The 16,850-nt window shown below is 64.1% G+C and carries 15 protein-coding genes and 1 pseudogene; 6 read left to right on the top strand and 10 right to left on the bottom strand.

Going from position 1 to position 16,850, the window contains the following annotated elements; translation table 11 throughout:
• Positions 1-12: 12 nt before the first annotated feature.
• The 3 genes from PQR32_RS21320 to PQR32_RS21310 all read right to left on the bottom strand — a co-directional run bounded on the left by PQR32_RS21320 (position 13) and on the right by PQR32_RS21310 (position 2,353).
• The gene (locus PQR32_RS21320; protein WP_408231290.1) at positions 13-1,074 is read right to left on the bottom strand and encodes an aromatic ring-hydroxylating dioxygenase subunit alpha; all 1,062 of its coding nucleotides are present in this window, start codon (positions 1,072-1,074) and stop codon (positions 13-15) included.
• 160 nt (positions 1,075-1,234) lie between these two features.
• The gene (gene msrC, locus PQR32_RS21315) at positions 1,235-1,735 is read right to left on the bottom strand and encodes a free L-methionine (R)-S-oxide reductase MsrC (RefSeq protein WP_408231287.1); all 501 of its coding nucleotides are present in this window, start codon (positions 1,733-1,735) and stop codon (positions 1,235-1,237) included.
• Positions 1,736-1,927: 192 nt separating this feature from the next.
• Positions 1,928-2,353 (bottom strand): TOBE domain-containing protein, encoded by a 426-nt coding sequence (locus tag PQR32_RS21310; protein ID WP_408231284.1) that lies wholly within the window; start codon positions 2,351-2,353, stop codon positions 1,928-1,930.
• 277 nt (positions 2,354-2,630) lie between these two features.
• On the opposite strand from PQR32_RS21310, the gene PQR32_RS21305 reads away from it, so the two are divergent.
• The 4 genes from PQR32_RS21305 (at position 2,631) to PQR32_RS21290 (ending at position 6,727) form a co-directional block, all read left to right on the top strand.
• Complete coding sequence (locus PQR32_RS21305) at positions 2,631-4,241, top strand: SH3 domain-containing protein (protein ID WP_408231281.1); 1,611 nt, start codon at positions 2,631-2,633, stop codon at positions 4,239-4,241.
• Positions 4,242-4,394: 153 nt separating this feature from the next.
• On the top strand, positions 4,395-4,859 hold the full coding sequence (locus tag PQR32_RS21300) for a VOC family protein (protein WP_408231278.1): 465 nt from the start codon (positions 4,395-4,397) through the stop codon (positions 4,857-4,859).
• Between the two features lie 36 nt (positions 4,860-4,895).
• Positions 4,896-5,369: a VOC family protein gene (locus tag PQR32_RS21295; RefSeq protein WP_408231275.1), complete on the top strand. Its 474-nt coding sequence runs from the start codon at positions 4,896-4,898 to the stop codon at positions 5,367-5,369.
• A gap of 149 nt (positions 5,370-5,518) precedes the next feature.
• Entirely contained in the window at positions 5,519-6,727 is a 1,209-nt protein-coding gene (locus PQR32_RS21290) for an MFS transporter (RefSeq protein ID WP_408231272.1), read from the top strand.
• A gap of 90 nt (positions 6,728-6,817) precedes the next feature.
• Here PQR32_RS21290 and PQR32_RS21285 read toward each other — a convergent pair whose 3' ends face one another.
• The 4 genes from PQR32_RS21285 to PQR32_RS21270 all read right to left on the bottom strand — a co-directional run bounded on the left by PQR32_RS21285 (position 6,818) and on the right by PQR32_RS21270 (position 11,610).
• Positions 6,818-7,621, bottom strand: a complete 804-nt coding sequence (locus PQR32_RS21285; protein WP_310812496.1) for a transglutaminase-like domain-containing protein — start codon at positions 7,619-7,621, stop codon at positions 6,818-6,820.
• 143 nt (positions 7,622-7,764) lie between these two features.
• Positions 7,765-8,682 carry a transglutaminase family protein gene (locus PQR32_RS21280; protein ID WP_408231269.1) on the bottom strand — a complete coding sequence of 306 codons (918 nt, stop codon included), beginning with the start codon at positions 8,680-8,682 and terminating at the stop codon, positions 7,765-7,767.
• A gap of 349 nt (positions 8,683-9,031) precedes the next feature.
• Positions 9,032-10,441: an HdeD family acid-resistance protein gene (locus PQR32_RS21275; RefSeq protein ID WP_408231266.1), complete on the bottom strand. Its 1,410-nt coding sequence runs from the start codon at positions 10,439-10,441 to the stop codon at positions 9,032-9,034.
• Between the two features lie 242 nt (positions 10,442-10,683).
• Entirely contained in the window at positions 10,684-11,610 is a 927-nt protein-coding gene (locus PQR32_RS21270; protein ID WP_408231263.1) for a recombination-associated protein RdgC, read from the bottom strand.
• A 219-nt stretch (positions 11,611-11,829) separates the two neighbouring features.
• On the opposite strand from PQR32_RS21270, the pseudogene PQR32_RS21265 reads away from it, so the two are divergent.
• Positions 11,830-12,299 (top strand): annotated as a pseudogene (locus PQR32_RS21265) (ester cyclase); the annotation flags it as partial.
• Between the two features lie 163 nt (positions 12,300-12,462).
• A complete protein-coding gene (locus PQR32_RS21260) occupies positions 12,463-12,783 on the top strand; it encodes a hypothetical protein (protein WP_408231260.1) in 321 nt (106 codons plus the stop codon).
• A gap of 27 nt (positions 12,784-12,810) precedes the next feature.
• Here the strand turns inward: PQR32_RS21260 and PQR32_RS21255 are convergent, their stop codons facing one another.
• From PQR32_RS21255 to PQR32_RS21245, 3 genes are read right to left on the bottom strand one after another with little or no spacing between them, the layout of a single operon-like run.
• Positions 12,811-14,070, bottom strand: coding sequence for a glycosyltransferase (locus PQR32_RS21255; protein WP_408231257.1), 1,260 nt, complete (start codon positions 14,068-14,070; stop codon positions 12,811-12,813).
• Between the two features lie 5 nt (positions 14,071-14,075).
• Entirely contained in the window at positions 14,076-15,419 is a 1,344-nt protein-coding gene (locus PQR32_RS21250; RefSeq protein ID WP_408231254.1) for an O-antigen ligase family protein, read from the bottom strand.
• Complete coding sequence (locus PQR32_RS21245; RefSeq protein WP_408231251.1) at positions 15,419-16,546, bottom strand: glycosyltransferase family 9 protein; 1,128 nt, start codon at positions 16,544-16,546, stop codon at positions 15,419-15,421. The genes PQR32_RS21250 and PQR32_RS21245 overlap by 1 nt, the downstream gene beginning before the upstream one ends.
• Between the last annotated feature and the right edge of the window lie 304 nt (positions 16,547-16,850).

Here is a 16,850-nt window from a genome sequence, read left to right as displayed (position 1 = left end):
TCGCGGCGCGCTTCAGCGCACATAGGCCTGGCCGAGACCGATCTCGGCCAGCGCACGCCGATACGCACCCGACGAACGATCGGCCAGAATCGGCGCTTCCGCCGCGCGGTCGATCGGCAGGTCTTCCGGACGCTGCTGCTCGACGATCGCGCGATCTTCTTCGAACACCTGACGATTGAACGCGTAGACGTCGTCGAGCGGCAGGTCCTTGTCGAAGTTGCGCACGATCGGCACGAACAGACGCGTCTTGCGCGCGGATATCGGGCTCGCGGCGTTCAGAATCGACAGACGCCCTTCCTCGGGAAAATGCACCGTGAGACGCGCGAAGAACGGCACGTCAACTTCGAAAATCCGGCGCCACAGATAGCCGTCAGGCGCGCGATGCTGCATCGATTTCGGAAAGTTGCTGACGCTGCTCACATACTCCGCATGCATGCCGCGCTCGCGCCGCTCGACGGAATACTGCGGCACCACCGGGTTATGCCGGTCCGCGAAACTGTCGTGGTGAATCCACGCAAAATGCGCGACGTCGATGAAGCCTTCGGTCTGGCGTCCGGCCGATGCGTTGATGTCGATCGAAGGCGGCAGGATCTGCTGGAAGTCGGGATCGTTCCAGTTCGGAAACGCAGGCAAGGCTTCCGTGCCGCCGCCCAGCGACACCCACACGAGCCCGTACGCTTCCTGCGTCGCATACGTGACGAGATGCAGGCGTTCGGGAATCGGGCAGTCCGTTTGCGACGGAATGTGCTTGCACTTGCCTTCGCTGTTATAGGCGAGACCGTGGTACGGGCACACGATATTGCCGTTCTCGACCCAACCCTGGCTGAGCGGCGCGCCGCGGTGCGGACAGATATCGCGCGCGCTCACCAGTTGGCCGTTCGAGCGGAACACCACGAGCGGTTCGTCGAGCAGCGTCACGCTGATGGGTTTGTCGCTAACTTCGGCGGCGAACGCCACCGGATGCCAGTAGCGGCTGAGAATCTCCCAGTCGTGGCTATCGAACGTGCAATTGCGGGGTAACGCGGGGGAGCGTTGAAATGTCAGCGGGCTGGTGGTGGCAGTGGCGGAACTCATGCGTGTCTCCAAAACCTGGTGGGGTTCGTCGCGCTCATGAGCTGTCTCGAGCGCGTTGGAGAGAACGATAGCGGGATGAGGTCCGCCGACCCATCCCCTGAACTGCATTGACTCTATGTACGGAAAAGCATACGGTGCCGCCGCGCCGCTACTGTGCTTTTTACGCGGCGCGCGGCAGCGCCGCTTCGATGAACACCGCGCACAGCGCTTCCATGCCCTTCGCGTCTTCTTCGTCGAAGCGCGCGACGACCGGGCTGTCCACATCCCACACGCCGATCAGCGTGCCGTCCGGCGCGACGAGCGGCACGACGATTTCCGATTGCGATGCCGAATCGCAGGCAATATGCCCGGGAAACTCGTGCACGTCGCGCACGACCTGCGTCTTCCGGGTTTGCGCGGCCGTGCCGCAGACACCCTTGCCGAGGGCGATACGCACGCACGCGGGCTTGCCCTGGAATGGTCCGACGACCAGTTCCTGGCCGTCGTGGAAATAGAAGCCGGCCCAGTTCAGATCGGTCAGGGAATGAAACACGAAGGCGGAAAAATTCGCGGCGTTGGCGATCCAGTCGGTTTCGCCAGCGAGCAGCGAGCGCGCCTGGGCGACCAGTTCTTCGTAATGCGCGGCTTTGGGCAGATGCGAGGCGGAGGAGACTTCGAACATGACGGCGTCCGTGATGAAAGCGGAAAGAGGAACAGCGAGTCGTGCAGTTTAAAGCATGCCGCCGTTCCCTTCACGGCGCGCGCTGGCGCCGCGCGGCGACGGGCACACAGCAAAGCCCTCTTTCCTTCCGGTTCCGTCAGACCCGTCGGCCTCCGCGCAAAGCGGAAACCACCGGGAAAAACCACACGACGATTACCGATCGACGCCGATGATCACGCTCGATGCCTTGAAAATCGCCGTCGCGGCTTTGCCGTTCGCGAGGCCGAGGCGATCGACGCTCTCGTTGGTGATGATTGCCGCGATCTGCGCGCCGCCGGCGCTGATCGACACTTCGGAATTCACCGCGCCCTTCGTGACCGCCGACACCGTACCGGCGATGCAATTGCGCGCCGACACCTGCTCCTTCGTAATGTCGACCATGATGATCACCGACGACGCCTTGACCAGCGCGAAGGCTTGCTTGCCCACCGCGAGGCCGAGCGACGTCGCGCTGCCGTGCGTGATGATCGACACGATCTCGAGACCGTCCTGGGTGCGCAGCGTGACTTCGTCGTTCACGGCGCCATGTTTCAGTCCGGTGACTTCGCCGGCGAATTGATTGCGTGCGCTGGTTTGCATGTAGTTCTCCTTGGTTAGACGGCCTCGTACGAGCGTTTTTTCGAGGCCATGCGTTGGGTTGAGCAGTGAGCGTAGTGGAACGCTCGCCGGCTGCGGCAGCCTGCGCGTGAAACGCGGTATCGCGCAGCCTCTATTGACGATGCGAACCCCAATGAAACCACATAAGCGTTGTGTTTGGGTGGGCACAACGGGTGCGTACGACACGGCGCCGGTACGACGTGCCGCACAATGCGCCAACACCGTATCATCGTGCCCTGGACCTTCTTCGCCGAACCTCATGCCCGTTGCCGTTCTGTCCCGCCTCGCCGCCGCCTGGCCAAACGCTTGCCGCGCCGCCGCGCTGTGTGCCGCGCTCGCGGCGATTACCGCCTGCAGCAATCCGTCGCCGGCGCACGACGCGCACGCGCCGGTCGACACCGTCACGCTGTTCCCCATCGCACACTACGATCAGGACGTCGATCACTGGCTCGAGCCGGACAGCCCGGACTACGACCAGCCATTCCTGAGTCTCGCGGACCAGCAGGCGCACTTCAAGGCCCTGTACGCGCGCTACTTCGGTACCGGCACATCGGCGCCTTCGCCGTGGAATGCCAACTTCGTGACGATGCGCGTCTATCGCCAGCAAGGCGCGGACATTGCGGCATTGCAGCAGCGGCGCATCGGCAAGTTCGATAACACGGGCAAGAGCGGCGCGGACATCGGTTACGGCGAAAATTTCCGGCCGCACGACAAGGCGTGGATCGACGCCATCGCGCAAAACATGAACGTCGCGCAGTTCACGCAGCTGGCCGTTTATCAGCCGCAGCGCCGCGCAATCGCCACCAGCAACCTGATGGTGCGCGAACTGCCGACCACCGACCCATCGTTCTACGACCATCATCTGGCCGGCGAAGGCTATCCGTTCGACAACCTGCAGATTTCGGCCGCGCGGCCCGGCACGCCACTGTATGTGCTCGGCAGCAGCGTCGACGGCGCGTGGCACTACGTGCAGACGCCCGACGTGCAGGGCTGGGTGCGCAGCGACGGCGTCGGCATGGCCAACGACCGCTTCGTGGATACATGGCGCGCAGCCACGGGTAAATCACTCGGTGCGGTGATCGTGGCGTCGGCGCCGGTGCGCGACAGCCGCGGCGTGTTCCGCTTCGACGCGCCGGCCGGCACGCTGCTGCCGATCGTGCCTGCCAACGCCGCGCAGCCGACGCAGGCAAAGCCTGCCGCGAGCGACGCCGGCGGCTCGGTCAACGCTGTAGTTACGCGTCAAGTGCTCGTGCCAGCGCGCGACGCCGACGGCCAGGCGCTGATCCGCACCGCCGCCCTGAGCGACGCGCAAATCGCGCCGGCGCCGTTCGCCGCGACGCCGCGCCATCTGGCGATGCTGATGAAAACGCTGATCGGCCGCCCCTACGGGTGGGGCAACAGCGGCTTCTACAACGACTGTTCGTCGGAACTGCAAAGCATCTTCGCCGCGTTCGGGGTCTGGCTGCCGCGCCATTCGTCCACGCAGATGAACGCCGGCCGCATGATCGACCTGTCGTCGTCCACGCCCGCGCAGCGGCTTGACTATCTCGCTCAGCACGGCGAGCCGTTGCGCACGCTGATCTACATCGGCGGCCATGTGATGCTGTATATCGGCAACACCACCCGCAACGGCAGCGCGGTGCCGGTCGTCTATCAGGACGTATGGGGCTTGCGGCCCGCCGATGACAGCCGGCGCGCGGTGATCGGCGGCTCGGTGATTCTGCCGCTGTTCGAACACATTCCCGAAGACGCCACGCTGCAATCGCTCGCGGCGACGCCGACGTTCCAGATCGCCATCCTCGGCGCGCCGCGTGGCGGCACGCCGGCGCCGTCCGCCGCGCCGCCGGAAGAGGACAATCCGGCCGGTTGAAACACGCGCCCCGGCCGCTCGCCGTACGCCCGGCCAAAAATATTTTTTCCGGAGTGTCGATTCACAGATGGCGTACTCGTCGTAACGTTGAAGGCCTGGCTCGCACAGTCGGTCTTTCAACTCACGAACCTGTTACTTCAAGGAGTCGCCGTCATGTCCAGCAACGCTGTCAAACCGATCCCCGACGGGATGCACTCGCTCACCCCGTATCTGATCTGCGCCAACGCCGCGGACGCCATCGCGTTCTACACCAAGGCCTTCAACGCCGTCGAACAGGTCCGCCTGCCGGGCCCCGGCGGCAAGGTCATGCACGCCACGCTGAAGATCGGCGATTCCATGCTGATGCTGACCGACGAATGGCCCGAGCACCAGTCGTTCGGCCCGAATACGCTAAAAGGCACGCCGGTCACCATTCACTACTATGTGGAAGATGTCGACGCCAGCTTCAAGCAGGCCGTCGACGCCGGCGCGACCGTCGTGATGCCGGTCACCGATATGTTCTGGGGCGACCGTTACGGCCAGGTGAAAGACCCGTTCGGCCATAGCTGGTCTTTGGCCACGCACAAGCGCGACCTGAGCCCGGAAGAAATCCAGCAAGCCATGGACTGCATGAAGTAAGGCGCGGTCCGTCCGGTGAGAAGGAGGAGAAACGTCATGCAAAAGATTGCGCCGTGCCTGTGGTTCGACGGCAATGCCGAAGATGCGGCACGCTTCTATACGTCCGTGTTTTCCGATTCCCGCATCGCCACCACGATGCACTACACGGACGCCGGACCCGGGCCAGAGGGCGACGTGCTGGCCATCACGTTCGAGATCGAGGGCCAGGAGTTCATGGCCCTGAACGGCGGCCCGCAGTTCCCCTTCACGCCGGCGATTTCGCTGTTCGTGCACTGCAATTCACAGGAGGAAATCGACCGTTACTGGACGAGACTCCTGGACGGCGGCAAGGAGTGGCAGTGCGGCTGGCTTCAGGACCGGTTCGGCGTCTCGTGGCAGATCGCGCCCGACGTACTCGGCGAGATGCTGCGCGACCCGGACACCGTCAAGGCGAGCCGCGTGATGAAGCAGATGATGAGCATGATCAAGCTCGATATCGCGCCGCTCGAAACGGCTTATCGCGGCGATTGAAGTGTGGCGGCCCTGCACACGCGTCGCCGTCGGCGCGCGGGCTGCTTGCAGTTGCGTTGAGAATCCACGGCGCAGCAAGCGGGCTAGGGGCGGGGGCGCTCTATCTTTGATAGGATCGGTCTCGACCCATAAACGGCGGGACATGAACGGTGCGCGTCAACCATCAGGCTTTCTTCTGCTCGCTGTTTGTCGCGCGTCTCGCCGATCAGGTCCTGCTGTTTCTCGTGCCGCTCGTCGTCTTCCAGACCACGCATCAAGTCTCGTGGTCGGGCCTCGCGTTCTTTATCGAAACGCTGCCGCGCTATCTGGTGTTTCCTTTCTTCGGCGCCCTGTGCGACCGCATCTCGCCGCTCAGGTTGATGCGCGTGAGCCAGACCGTGCGGGCGCTGGCATGTTTCGGCGGCATACTCGCTTATGCGCTGTTCGGCGGTATCGGCTGGTTGATCGCACTCTCGGCCGTATGCGGCGTGTTGACGAGCCAAGGCCTCGTCGCGCGTGAAGTCATGCTGCCGCAGATTTTCAGCACACAGCAGTTTCAGCGCGTGCTCGCCTACTCGCAGTTGGCCGACCAGTTGGGGTTCGTGCTCGGCCCGATGCTCGCCGCGCTGCTGCTCGGCCTGTGGCGTTGGGAATGGGTCGTCGGCGCAACCGGCGTGCTGTTTCTCCTCGCCGATGGCGCGCTGCTGCTGTGGCAACGCGCGAGCGGTTTTCGCGCCGCCAAGCCGTCGGCCCTGGCTCCGGGTCACTGGACACTGCCGTTGCGCATCGCGCTACGGCATGTGCTGGTGCTGCCTGGCCTGAAGAAAGTCGTGCTGCTCGCCGCCGCCGAAAATCTGGTGATCGGCGTGACGCTCGCCACGTCCGCGGCCATGGTGACCGGCCTTCACGCGCAATCGAATCACTACTATGCCGGACTGCAAACAGCCGGCGCCGTGGCCACGGTGCTGATTCTGTTGACGATCGCACGCGCCGCCTGGCCGGCGCGCACCCTGGGACTGGTTGCCTTCGTCTCGATCTGCGCCGGCGGTGTGATCGCTGGTGCAAGCGCGGCGCCGTGGGGCTATGCGCTCGGCTTCCTGCTGATCGTCGGCTTCGACAAGATGTTCAACGTCTACATCCGCAGCGCGCGGCAACAAATCATTCCGCCGCAGGACTACGGCAAGACGACCGGCGTGGTGATCCTTCTCAACAACATCACGCAGCCGCTCGCCGGCCTGCTGGTCAGTGTGTTCTCCGCGCGCACGCAAACCGGTCCGCTGATCGTGATCCTGTCGCTGACGATGGGCGGCATCGGCGCGGCGGTGTCAGTCGGCGCGGCGTTGGTGCGAAGGAAGCGCGCGCTGGCGCTCGGGGAATGACGCCGAGCCGGATTGCGTGAATGCCGTTGTTAATATCGAGTGCGGGCTGCGCAGCGCTCGGGCGGCTTCAGGTCGGTATCCGCAACGCAGCTAGACGGCCTCGCACACCACCGCGAACTTCAACAACTGCGTCGGCCCGAACGCATTGCTGAGTGCCACGTCCGCCGCGTCGCGCCCTCGCGCCATCAGCACACGCCCCGTACGCGGCGCGTTGTTGCGTGGGTCGAAGGTCTGCCAGCATCCGCCGATATAGGCCTCGAACCACGCGGCGAAATCCATCGTGGCGTACGGCGGCGGCAGGCCGACATCGCTGATATAGCCTGTGCAATAGCGCGCCGGAATATTCATGGCCCGGCATAGCGCCACGGCCAGATGCGCGAAGTCCCGGCACACGCCTTTGCGCTCCTGCCAGGCCTGCCATGCGGTCTTGGTCGGCCGCGCAAAGTCGTAGCCGAACACGATGTGGTTGTGCACGTAATTGCAGATCGCATCCACGCGCCCGCGCCCGAGCGGCAGCTTGCCAAAGGTCTGCCACGCGAATTCGGAGAGCAGATCGGTTTCGCAATAGCGGCTGCCGAGCAGAAACACCAGCGTATCGTCGGGCAGCATTTCCACCGGATGCTGCTCCGTGTACGGCGGCCGCATCTCCGGCTCGGACGACACCTCCAGCACCGCGCTCGTCGAAAAGGCAATTTTTCCCGGCGGCGCCACCAGCCGGCTGCACAGATTGCCGAACGAATCGCGATACTGGCTGATCGGCACCGGCGGATCGACCACCAGCAAATCAGGATTCAGCACCTCTTTCGCATGCGAATAGTGGGTGTTCAACATCAGCATCATCGGCGTCGGTTGCACGCACTCATAGACCAGCTCGTAGCCAACGCGCAGTTTCATCGCGGCGCCCTCTTCCAGTTGAAACGTTCAATTGACGCGCACGACGAGCCGCCCGAAGCGGCACTCCCCGCATACACGTTTCGATTCGACACGCCGCGACATTCGGCGCGCGTTCATTCGCCCTTATCCGCCTCGTTTCACCGTCATTCGCCTTCTGTCACGCTCACATCCACCTGCAAGCCGCGAAACGAATGCGGCGCGCCATGCCACGTGCCCCACAACGGCAGCGCCTGATAGGCGTTCCACGCCACCGCCACGCGAATCAGATGGCGGTTGCCGACGATACTGTTGGTCGGATCGAAATCGACCCAGCCGGCGCCCGGCAAATAGATCTGCAACCATGCGTGCGTCGCGCCGCCGCCTTGCGTCGCGTCGTGCTCGGGCACGAACAGATAGCCACTCACGAAGCGCGCCGCGAGGCCGAGCGAGCGCACCGCGTCCATCATCAGCACGGCAAAATCGCGGCAACTGCCGCTGCGGCTGCGCAAGGTGTCGCCGGGACGGTTCACGCCTTTTTCCGTGCGGCGCACATAGAAAAACGTGCTCTTGATTTCGAGCGTCATGGCTCGCAGCAGCGCCATCGTGCCGCTGCTACCCGCGCTGCTTTTGCCACCTTTGCCGCTGGCCTTTGCAGCACCGCCCAGGGTCGGCACGAAACGGCGCGCCCACTCATCCACATCGCTGTCCGGATACTGGCGGCTGCGCGCGTTCACGAGATCGGACGCCTCCTCGTTCGTGTACGCGAACGGCCAGTTCACCGCGTACGGTTCCAGCGCGTAATCGGGCATGGGCGCTTCGAAGTGCTCGAGTGTCACTTCGCTGTCGAAGCGCAATTCGCTCGCCTTGTCCGCGAAACTCGCGACCGCCACCGAGTTGTCGAATACGTCGTGCAGCCAATGCAACCGCGACGGCGCGGGTGTGATCACCAGCTTGTTCGTGACGAGGCGCAAATCGTGACTCGCGCGCGGCCGGAACATCATGCGATGTTCACCGAAGCGCACGGGTTCCGAGTAACGGTAGACGCTGACATGGCGCACCGTGAAGCGCTGCGGCTCATTCATCTGACCGCCCGATGGATGCCGCTGGGTTCATCCTGTCCATCGCGTTCACGCTTGTAAAAAGCCGCGGCCACAGCGGGCAAAAAGCGCGCAGCGCGGTTTTGATCCTCAATGAGCCACGGCCGGGTTGCGGTGTGGTCGAGTGCTCTCAAACACAAACTGACGGGTTGAGCATACACCCGCCATATTGGTTGAAAGCACTCATTTGGCCGCGGCGTCGCGCGGGAGAAGTTATCAACAGAATCTGTTCGCAAATCTGTGCATAACTATCCGGCAAAAACTGCAAGCTGTTGATGCGATTGTTATTTTTACCGTGACGCCGAAGTTGGGCAGCGCTCGCGCCGGGCGTGCGTCATTCGCGCACCGTGCCGCGTGCCGCGTCGTCGGCAACGTGCGCGTGACGAGCCTCCTCGCGCCATTGCTGGCGCGAGCGAACCATTCTGCGCACCGCGAGGCGCGCCATCTTGACCCAGCCCGAAGGCCGCGGGTCGGCCAGCATGCTCAGCGCCCGCGCGTAATCGAGCGTGAGGCCGGGTGTCCACGCCATCGTCGCGGCTCGCTTGCGCACTTGCGCGGCGACCCACAGTTCCGGTGTCGAGATCACGCGCAGAAATGGCTGCCAGCCGCCGAGGTCGCCCCACACACGCGCCGAGGCGCCCTCGATCGCGGCCTCCAGGGCGCGCGAGACACTGCTTGAACAGTTGCGATGCGTGAGGTTGTAAGTCGTGTCCTGTCGATACGTGTCCCAGAAGCGGCGCAGACGGACCGGATCGTAGTTGCGGATGCGCACCTGAACCGTCGACGGACACCACGCTTTGGATTCAGTCGGGTAATCGGGCTGAAATAGCCCAGGCACGTCGTTCTCGCGCGTGGCGCGCAGAAGCCGCGCGAAGTCGTCGGGCGAGCGATCGATCTCGACACCCGGATACAGGCTGATGTAGACGCCCTCGGGCGATTCGAGCGCGGCATGGCCGGTCGATATCACGCCGTTGCGGTCCACCGCCGCGATATAGCGATCCACGATCAATTGCCGCCGTGCTTCGCCCTTGGCGGAGCCGACCGGTGTCCACACGTGCACGGTCAAAGCGGCTTCGTCGGCGGCGGGCGGGCCGTCCCATTCGTGCGCAATCAGACGGCTGGCGGCCAGCGCGCTCGCGGCGGCGATGCCGGCATCCGCCGGGGAATCGCCCGCGACGACCGCGGGGTTCGACGCGAGCAGCCGCACCCGCGCGCTCAGCAGGATCATGTTCCATCCGCCAAAGATCAGGCCGAGTCCGACACAGTACGGCACCGTGCCCACGTAGTGAGTCGGATAGGGCTGATAGAAGAAAATCGCCAGCGCGATTTCGACAGCGCCGCCGATCATCGCGAGCCGCCACGTGCGAAAGCGGACCACTTTGGCCGAGACGATCTGCAAGAGGCCATCGGCGAGAAAGAGCGTGCCGAAGATCATCGACAGAATGAAATTGCCGTGCTCGTGGCCGACCAGAATCAGCGCGGCCGCGGTGGTGAACCCGATGCCCTTCACATAGCGCAGCGTGCGTTGCCCGCCCATGCCGGTCCAGGCGACGGCCAGCGTGGCGAGGCCTTCGAGCAACAGCAACGAGACGAACGGGGTGATGGGAAAATAGAGCGCGCCATCGAGCGCATCAATGAACACGGAGACGCCGAACAGCAGACTGATGCAGCCGACGATCCGCAACGATCGCCAGCGCGTGCGCAAGTAATCGACGCCCAACAGAATCATGACCAGACGAACCATTGCAAGTCCTCCGTGACTGATGCGTTCTGCTGATCGCCATCTTAACCATTTTCGCGGCGTGGGCGCGCAACGGTCCGACGTGAACCACGAAGCGAAAGCGCACATTCGCCGCGCCTCGCTCGAGCATCTTTGTACCGCTCATGCCGATGCGTTTTCGCGCCCGATCGATCCGGCATGAAAAAGGCCGGCGCGGAAAGACTTCAACGCGCCGGCCTGCAACAAACCAGAAAACCAGACGGTGCTTACGCCGCCCTGGCTTGCGGCATCGCTTCGCCGCCCTGCTCGCCACCCAACGCATCGAGCAGATCGCTCAGCAGGCGGTCGAGTTCGGCGGTCATCAGCGTGACGTCGGAGTCGAAGCGTTCGTCGTCGTTTTGCGCGGTGGGATCGCTCGCTTCCTTCAGCACGTCGAGCGGCGCAATGCGCTTGATCGTCAGCGACGGCGTCAGCACGAACGACACGCGATCGTTCCACGTCATCGCGAGCCGCATGCATTGCTTGCCGGCTTCGATATGACGGCGCATATCTTCGGCGTCCAAAGTATGTCCCACATAGCGCACGGTCGCGTTGCCCTCGGTGGGCGAACGCAACTCGGTGTCCTGGTCGAGCGTAAAGCCAGCGGGGCCCTCGCCTGACAGCAGCCATTCGGTCATGGCCGCGACCGGCGAGTGCGTGACGCGCACCGTGCCGAGCGGCAATTGATCGATCGACTTGACCAGCAGGCCGCGCACTTCATCGGCGACCGCTTGTGAAGCGGCGTCGATCACTAGCCAGCCGTTCTTGCAATCGATCCACACGCGCGTGTCGCGGCGAATGCTGAAGGCGCGCGGCAACAGTTCGTCGGTGACCTGTTCCTTGAGTTCGCGCATCTGCTTGCGGCCGGGTTTGAAGCCTTGCTGATCCTCGAGTTCGAGCGCGCGCTCCTTGGTCACCTGCGTGACGACCGAGGCCGGCAGCAGTTTCTTTTCGGCGCGAAACACCAGCAACATCTGGCCATTGAGCGCGTACACCAGCGAGTCGTTATCGCGCGGCGACGCCCAGCCGTGGCTTTGCATCTCGACGCTATTGCCGGGCGCGAACGCGTGCGGCGCGAGCCACTTCTGCATTTGTTCTGGGGTGACGGACCACGGAGCGGGAAGACGGTGAAGCTGAAGGTTTTTGAACCACATGGGCAGTGTCGTGTACGGGCAAAGCGCACCATTCTATCTGACGATAGACGTCGCGCGGTCGGCCGGAACGACTCTGTTACTTCGTCGTCCGAGCGTTCACGCTGCGGCAGTTATTTTCAAATAAAAACAGAAAATCCTTTAAGCGACAGACCGATTATCAAACACAGCCTTACGCCGGAGAATGCGCTTCATCCACTTCAACTCTCTCCGGAGCGCGCCATGTCCACCTCGTCAATCGCCCGAATCGCCCGTCATATGCTGGTCGCCGCGAGCCTCACCGGCGCCTTGGGCGCCCATGCCGCAAGCGACGCAGACCTGCCCGTGCCGCACCACGTCGCCGTCGCGTCGAACTCGGCGCAAAGCGCCGAAGTCGCCCGGACTGCCCGTCGCTACGCCGCCTTCTGGAACACCGGCGACGAGGCCTACGCGAAGCTCGCGTTGTCGCCTGCTTTCGTGGATCGCACCTTGCCGGACGGACGCCCGCAGGGTCCTGAGGGTCCGCTGCAGGCGTCGAAGGGCTTTCGCGCAGCGGTGCCCGACCTGCACGCGGAAATCGACGATCTCGTGGTGGCCGGCGATCGCGCCTCGGTGCATCTGCATTTCCATGGTCACTTCACCGGGCAGTTCCAGAACCTCAAGGCACCGGCCAGACCGTGGACTTCCAGGCCTTCGACCTGTATCGCGTGAAGGACGGCCGCATCGTCGAAAACTGGCACCTCGAAGACAATCTGACGCTGCTCAAGCAGCTCGGCGCGATCAAACCGTAGTGGTTTTGCCGTATCCGTTTTGAGCGCGCTTTACGTTGAAATCACCTAGACTTTTTGACAAGCGCGCGACTAGACGGAGGCGGCCATGGCCGATGAAACCGCACCCTGGCAGATGGTGGAATACGAGGGTTTCGAAATTCACGTAGCGCCGTTTCTGAAAAACCCGCCCAGCGAAGGGCACATGCCGACCGCGGCGAATAAACGCTACACGTATATCGGCTACGTTTGCCATCCGGGCGCGGATCCGGCCATTCCCGGCCACGCAGTGCCATTTCACCCCGACGGCGAAGAGAGCTTCGCCGGCGAAGACGAAGCGCTCTATGAAGGCGTACACGTGGGACGCAGCATCGTGGAAGGCACGCATCCTGATCTGACGGTGCTGCCGCTGGTGACCGGCGGCGTGTGAATCTCTGGCTTGCGCTTCAGTGAGCTTTCAGTGAACTGTTTGCACGCCCGACGGCGAGTCGTGTTTCGCCAGCAGGCGCAACGCCAGTTCCAGCATCCGCTGATTGGCGCGAGGGGGCGTGAAGGTCTCGACCTTTTGCAGCGCGGCTTGCGCGAGACTCCGACGTAGCTCGGTGTCCGTCAGCAGGCGCTCGATGGCGAGCGCCATGGCGTCCACGTCGCCGACCGGCACCAGCAGGCCGGCCTTGCCACCTTCCAGCATATCTCGCGGACCGGTCGGGCAATCCGCCGACAGCACCGGCGTGCCGAGCGCCATCGCCTCGCCGAGCACCACGGCGCAACCCTCGTAGCGGCTGCTCAAGACGAGCATTTCTGCCTGCCGGATATAGGGCAGCGGATTGGCACAGAAGCCAAGAAACTGCACCGATGCACCGATCCCCAGTGCCTCGGCGAGCTGCTCGAGTTCGCGCCGGTCCCGCCCTTCGCCAATCAGGACGAGCGCCGCCTCGCAGCGGCCGCGCTCACGCAACTGGGCGTAGGCTCGCAGCAAGGTCTTGTGGTCCTTCTGACCTTCGTCGAGACGCGCCACGGAAACGATGAATGATTCAGCCGGACGTTTGATCTCCGCGCGCGCTGCGTGTCGCAGCGCGTCGACGTCGATCACATTCGGCAATTCGACAATGTCCATGTCCTGGCCGGTTGCCGAAAAGAGTTCCCTTGCCTCGTTCAGCATGGCGGGGATCAGCACGGTGATTGCCGAGTAACGCGCGTAATGCCTCACGCGCCGGGCGATGTACCGCTCGCTCTTGCCGCCGAGCCGTGCCGCGAGGCTGAAATGGTTCACCCCGAACCAGGGCACATTGCAACTGCCCGCCATATGGCGCAGGGAAAAATCGAAATCGCAGACCAGATCGTGTTGCTTGACGAGATGCCGCATACGCAGCGCCAGCAGCGGCCGGATCGCGCCGTAGGTCAACAGCTTGTGCAATAACTTCTCGCCGGTGCCCAGCTTGCGCCGGCGCGCCGCCTGATGCAGCGCGTACATCCATTTCGACGAGGCGAGCACATGGACGGGCACGTCATCGGGAATCGACTGCGCGCGCCAGAACGCCAGGTCGTCGGTCGGATACGCCACCGACAGGCTCGGCGCGAACAGCCGCCGGTCGAGCGTCTTCAGCCAGGATAGCAACGCGGTCTCAGTGCCGCCTTTGCCGAAATCGTTGATATGAAACAGGATGCGCAGCGGGGTGCGGTCAGCTTCAGTAGAGTGAGGGTTCACGTTCGTCATCCTGGTTATTCGCCCAACTCTGCCGTTGGCGCTTCGCGCCGCTGTTCACTGCGCGCCACCGTGGATTGCCCACGTGCAGTCTCGGTCGACGTTCCGCCTGGCGCGCGAGCCTGTTCCGCGCAGCCCAGCAGCAGGCCCGCGAAAGCCCAGAACGCGAGCATGGTGGTCTGCCACATGAAGTCATCGGTCGTATTTTTCGCGATCATGCCGGCCACCAGCGCAACGCCCGCGGCGCACAACCAGGGCTTGACCCGCCGCAGCCGCCAGAATCGCACGACGAGGCACAGCAACAGCACGGTCTGCAACACGACCCCGATGAATCCCGTCTGCAACCACGTGTTGATGAACAGGTTGTGCGCGTGCGTCAGCGCTTGCGGTTCGACCGCCAGCAGACTGGCCGGCATTTCACTGCGATAGACGATACCCGGCAGCGGCTTGCCGAAGCCCACGCCGACCCACGCGTGGCGCTCGGCTTCACCGACATAAAACGCCCACAGCTTCGGACGCGTGTCGGCCGATACCGTGTCGCCGATCGCGGACAGCGAGCCTGGCACGTAGACCTGATGACCGTCGATCGCCAGATCGTGTAACTGCGTGGCAGGGGGCATGGCGGCCGTGCGCAGGCGGGAACTGAGCTCGAGTGTGCCGACGCCGGCCGCGCCCACCACGGCGATGACCAGCAACGCCAGCAGCAGGCGCCGCCGGTACAGCGGGAACAACGCGACCAGCAGCGTCGCGGCGGCCGCCGGCCAGAAGAACCGGTTGAGCGTTGCCAATCCGATAAAGAGGCACAGCACGATGCCGCTCGCGCCGATCACGCGCCAACGCGGCCGCAGCATGAAGCCCGCGAAGAGCGCCATCGAAAATACCGCGAGCGTGCTGGTGTGGCCGACGCGGTTATAGAAATGCATTGGGAAGGTATTGGGAGTGGGCGGTTGCAAATGCCCCCAGTGGAGCGCGCTGATCACGGCCACCGCCACGCAGGCGATCCAGTTGACAAGCACCACGGGCTCGGGCCGCCGCAGTTGGGTGCCGAATAGCCAGAAGCCCCAGAACGACACCAGCGGATACAGCACTTCGTCGCACCACGCGTGCACACTGATCATCGGATACATGGACCACGCGACCGAGGCGAGGCTCCAGGCGGCCCAGCCCGCAATGGGCAGCGCCAACGGCCAGTGCCGCAGCGAGGGCCGGTCCGGCGACCAGGCCGCCGCCGCCACGCCGAGCGCCATCAGGGCGAGCGCATTGAAGACGATCGCCGTCATGTGGCCAAACATCACCACAAACAGAATGACCGGACAGGCAACCCAGAACACGCGCTCCATTCGCGCAGCCGTGTGAGTCATTACACTTTCACCAGAACATTTTGCAATGCGTTGTATACCGACTCAACCGACAGCCGACCCATACAGTCGGCATGGTCGCCGCGCCACGCCACGCAGGTCGTCTCGTTGCGATCACAGCGTCGCACCCATGCTACCTCGCGGCGGAAAATAAACGGCTGATCGCGGCACGGCATATCGGCGATCGTAATCGGCACGAAGGGCACCTCGCTCCAATAGCGGCCCGCGCCATGAATCAGCGCGTTGCCCGGCCCGAACAGCGCGAGGGTGGGCACCCCAATCAGACGCCCCAGATGCGCGACGCCGGTATCGGGACAAACCACGGCTTGCGCGCCGGCAAACAGATGCCACAACTCGCCGAGACCGAGCCGCGCCGCCAGGTTCGGATGATGCGGGTCCGGGTCGATTGCGCGAATCAGTTCTGCTTCGCCCGGACCGCCGGTCCATACCGGCAGATAGCCGAGTGCTTCCACGCGTTGCGCAAGCTCGCGCCAGCGCGCGTTGGGCCAGCGCTTGACACTCGTGCTCGCGCCCGGATGCAACACGACATAAGGCTTCGTCAACAGCGACGGTTCGGGCAGCGCCGCGTGTTGCGGCGCGCTCCAGTCGCTGGGTCGATAGGCGCGCGGCGGCGGCCCGTCGATCAGTTCCGTGGCGAGGTCGGCCCAGGCCGCCGCCGTATCGGGATACGGCACGCTGCGGTTGAGCGGCCAGTTCTTCCAGGCCGGCCGATCGCCCGCATGCCCGACGATCCAGCGGCAGCCCGCGCCCAACGCAAGCCAGCTATGACGATTGTCGCCGAGCACCATGCCGAGGTCGTAAGGTCCGGAAAGCAAAACGTCCCGCACCGACTTCGGATCACGCGGATCGAACGGCAACGCGGTGATATCGAAAGGCCGCCCGGCATACAGCGGCACAATCGCCTTCGGACAGGCGAGAACGATCTGCGCTTGCGGATGTTGCGCGCGCAACTTGGCGACGAGCGGCGTGAGCAGCAGCGTGTCGCCCAGCAACAGATGATGCGCAATCAGGATACGGCGCGGGTGCCTTGGCTCGCGGCGCAATGGTTTGATCAGCAGTCGCGGGATGGCCCGCGCAAAAATACGAAGACGCCCGGCAAGCCGACTCATAGGCTCGTCGGCGCGTTGGTTCCCGCCGCGATCTTGCTGTACGCCGATACCCGGCGTGAGGTCGCGTTCGCCATGCACAATCTCCAGCGGTATTCTTCCCGAAGGCCTCCAGTGCAGCGGCTACGCCCCGTCACGGCGGGCTGGCGCGGCTCGGGACGCGGCGCCTCTCGCCCGCCGGCCTGTCCAGGCCGGCATGGAAAGCTCGATGAAATAAGTGGGTGTTCGGCTCGAATTGAGTTCGAGCGTCGATAGAGCAAAATTATAACATGCGACCCTGCCGTCGAACGACGCAAAACCGCGCCAG

Origin of the sequence: Paraburkholderia dipogonis, from assembly GCF_046027395.1 — a bacterium.
Lineage (GTDB): Bacteria > Pseudomonadota > Gammaproteobacteria > Burkholderiales > Burkholderiaceae > Paraburkholderia > Paraburkholderia dipogonis_A.
This window is presented reverse-complemented; position numbering and strand designations above follow the sequence as displayed.

Coding starts and splice junctions, on each gene's coding strand:
- PQR32_RS21275 (WP_408231266.1), bottom strand. CDS start 10,441: ATGGTTCGTCTGGTCATGATTCTGTTGGGCGTCGATTACTTGCGCACG.
- PQR32_RS21305 (WP_408231281.1), top strand. CDS start 2,631: ATGCCCGTTGCCGTTCTGTCCCGCCTCGCCGCCGCCTGGCCAAACGCT.
- PQR32_RS21295 (WP_408231275.1), top strand. CDS start 4,896: ATGCAAAAGATTGCGCCGTGCCTGTGGTTCGACGGCAATGCCGAAGAT.
- PQR32_RS21285 (WP_310812496.1), bottom strand. CDS start 7,621: ATGAAACTGCGCGTTGGCTACGAGCTGGTCTATGAGTGCGTGCAACCG.
- PQR32_RS21245 (WP_408231251.1), bottom strand. CDS start 16,546: ATGAGTCGGCTTGCCGGGCGTCTTCGTATTTTTGCGCGGGCCATCCCG.
- PQR32_RS21250 (WP_408231254.1), bottom strand. CDS start 15,419: ATGACTCACACGGCTGCGCGAATGGAGCGCGTGTTCTGGGTTGCCTGT.
- msrC (WP_408231287.1), bottom strand. CDS start 1,735: ATGTTCGAAGTCTCCTCCGCCTCGCATCTGCCCAAAGCCGCGCATTAC.
- PQR32_RS21270 (WP_408231263.1), bottom strand. CDS start 11,610: ATGTGGTTCAAAAACCTTCAGCTTCACCGTCTTCCCGCTCCGTGGTCC.
- PQR32_RS21260 (WP_408231260.1), top strand. CDS start 12,463: ATGGCCGATGAAACCGCACCCTGGCAGATGGTGGAATACGAGGGTTTC.
- PQR32_RS21255 (WP_408231257.1), bottom strand. CDS start 14,070: ATGACGAACGTGAACCCTCACTCTACTGAAGCTGACCGCACCCCGCTG.
- PQR32_RS21280 (WP_408231269.1), bottom strand. CDS start 8,682: ATGAATGAGCCGCAGCGCTTCACGGTGCGCCATGTCAGCGTCTACCGT.
- PQR32_RS21300 (WP_408231278.1), top strand. CDS start 4,395: ATGTCCAGCAACGCTGTCAAACCGATCCCCGACGGGATGCACTCGCTC.
- PQR32_RS21320 (WP_408231290.1), bottom strand. CDS start 1,074: ATGAGTTCCGCCACTGCCACCACCAGCCCGCTGACATTTCAACGCTCC.
- PQR32_RS21310 (WP_408231284.1), bottom strand. CDS start 2,353: ATGCAAACCAGCGCACGCAATCAATTCGCCGGCGAAGTCACCGGACTG.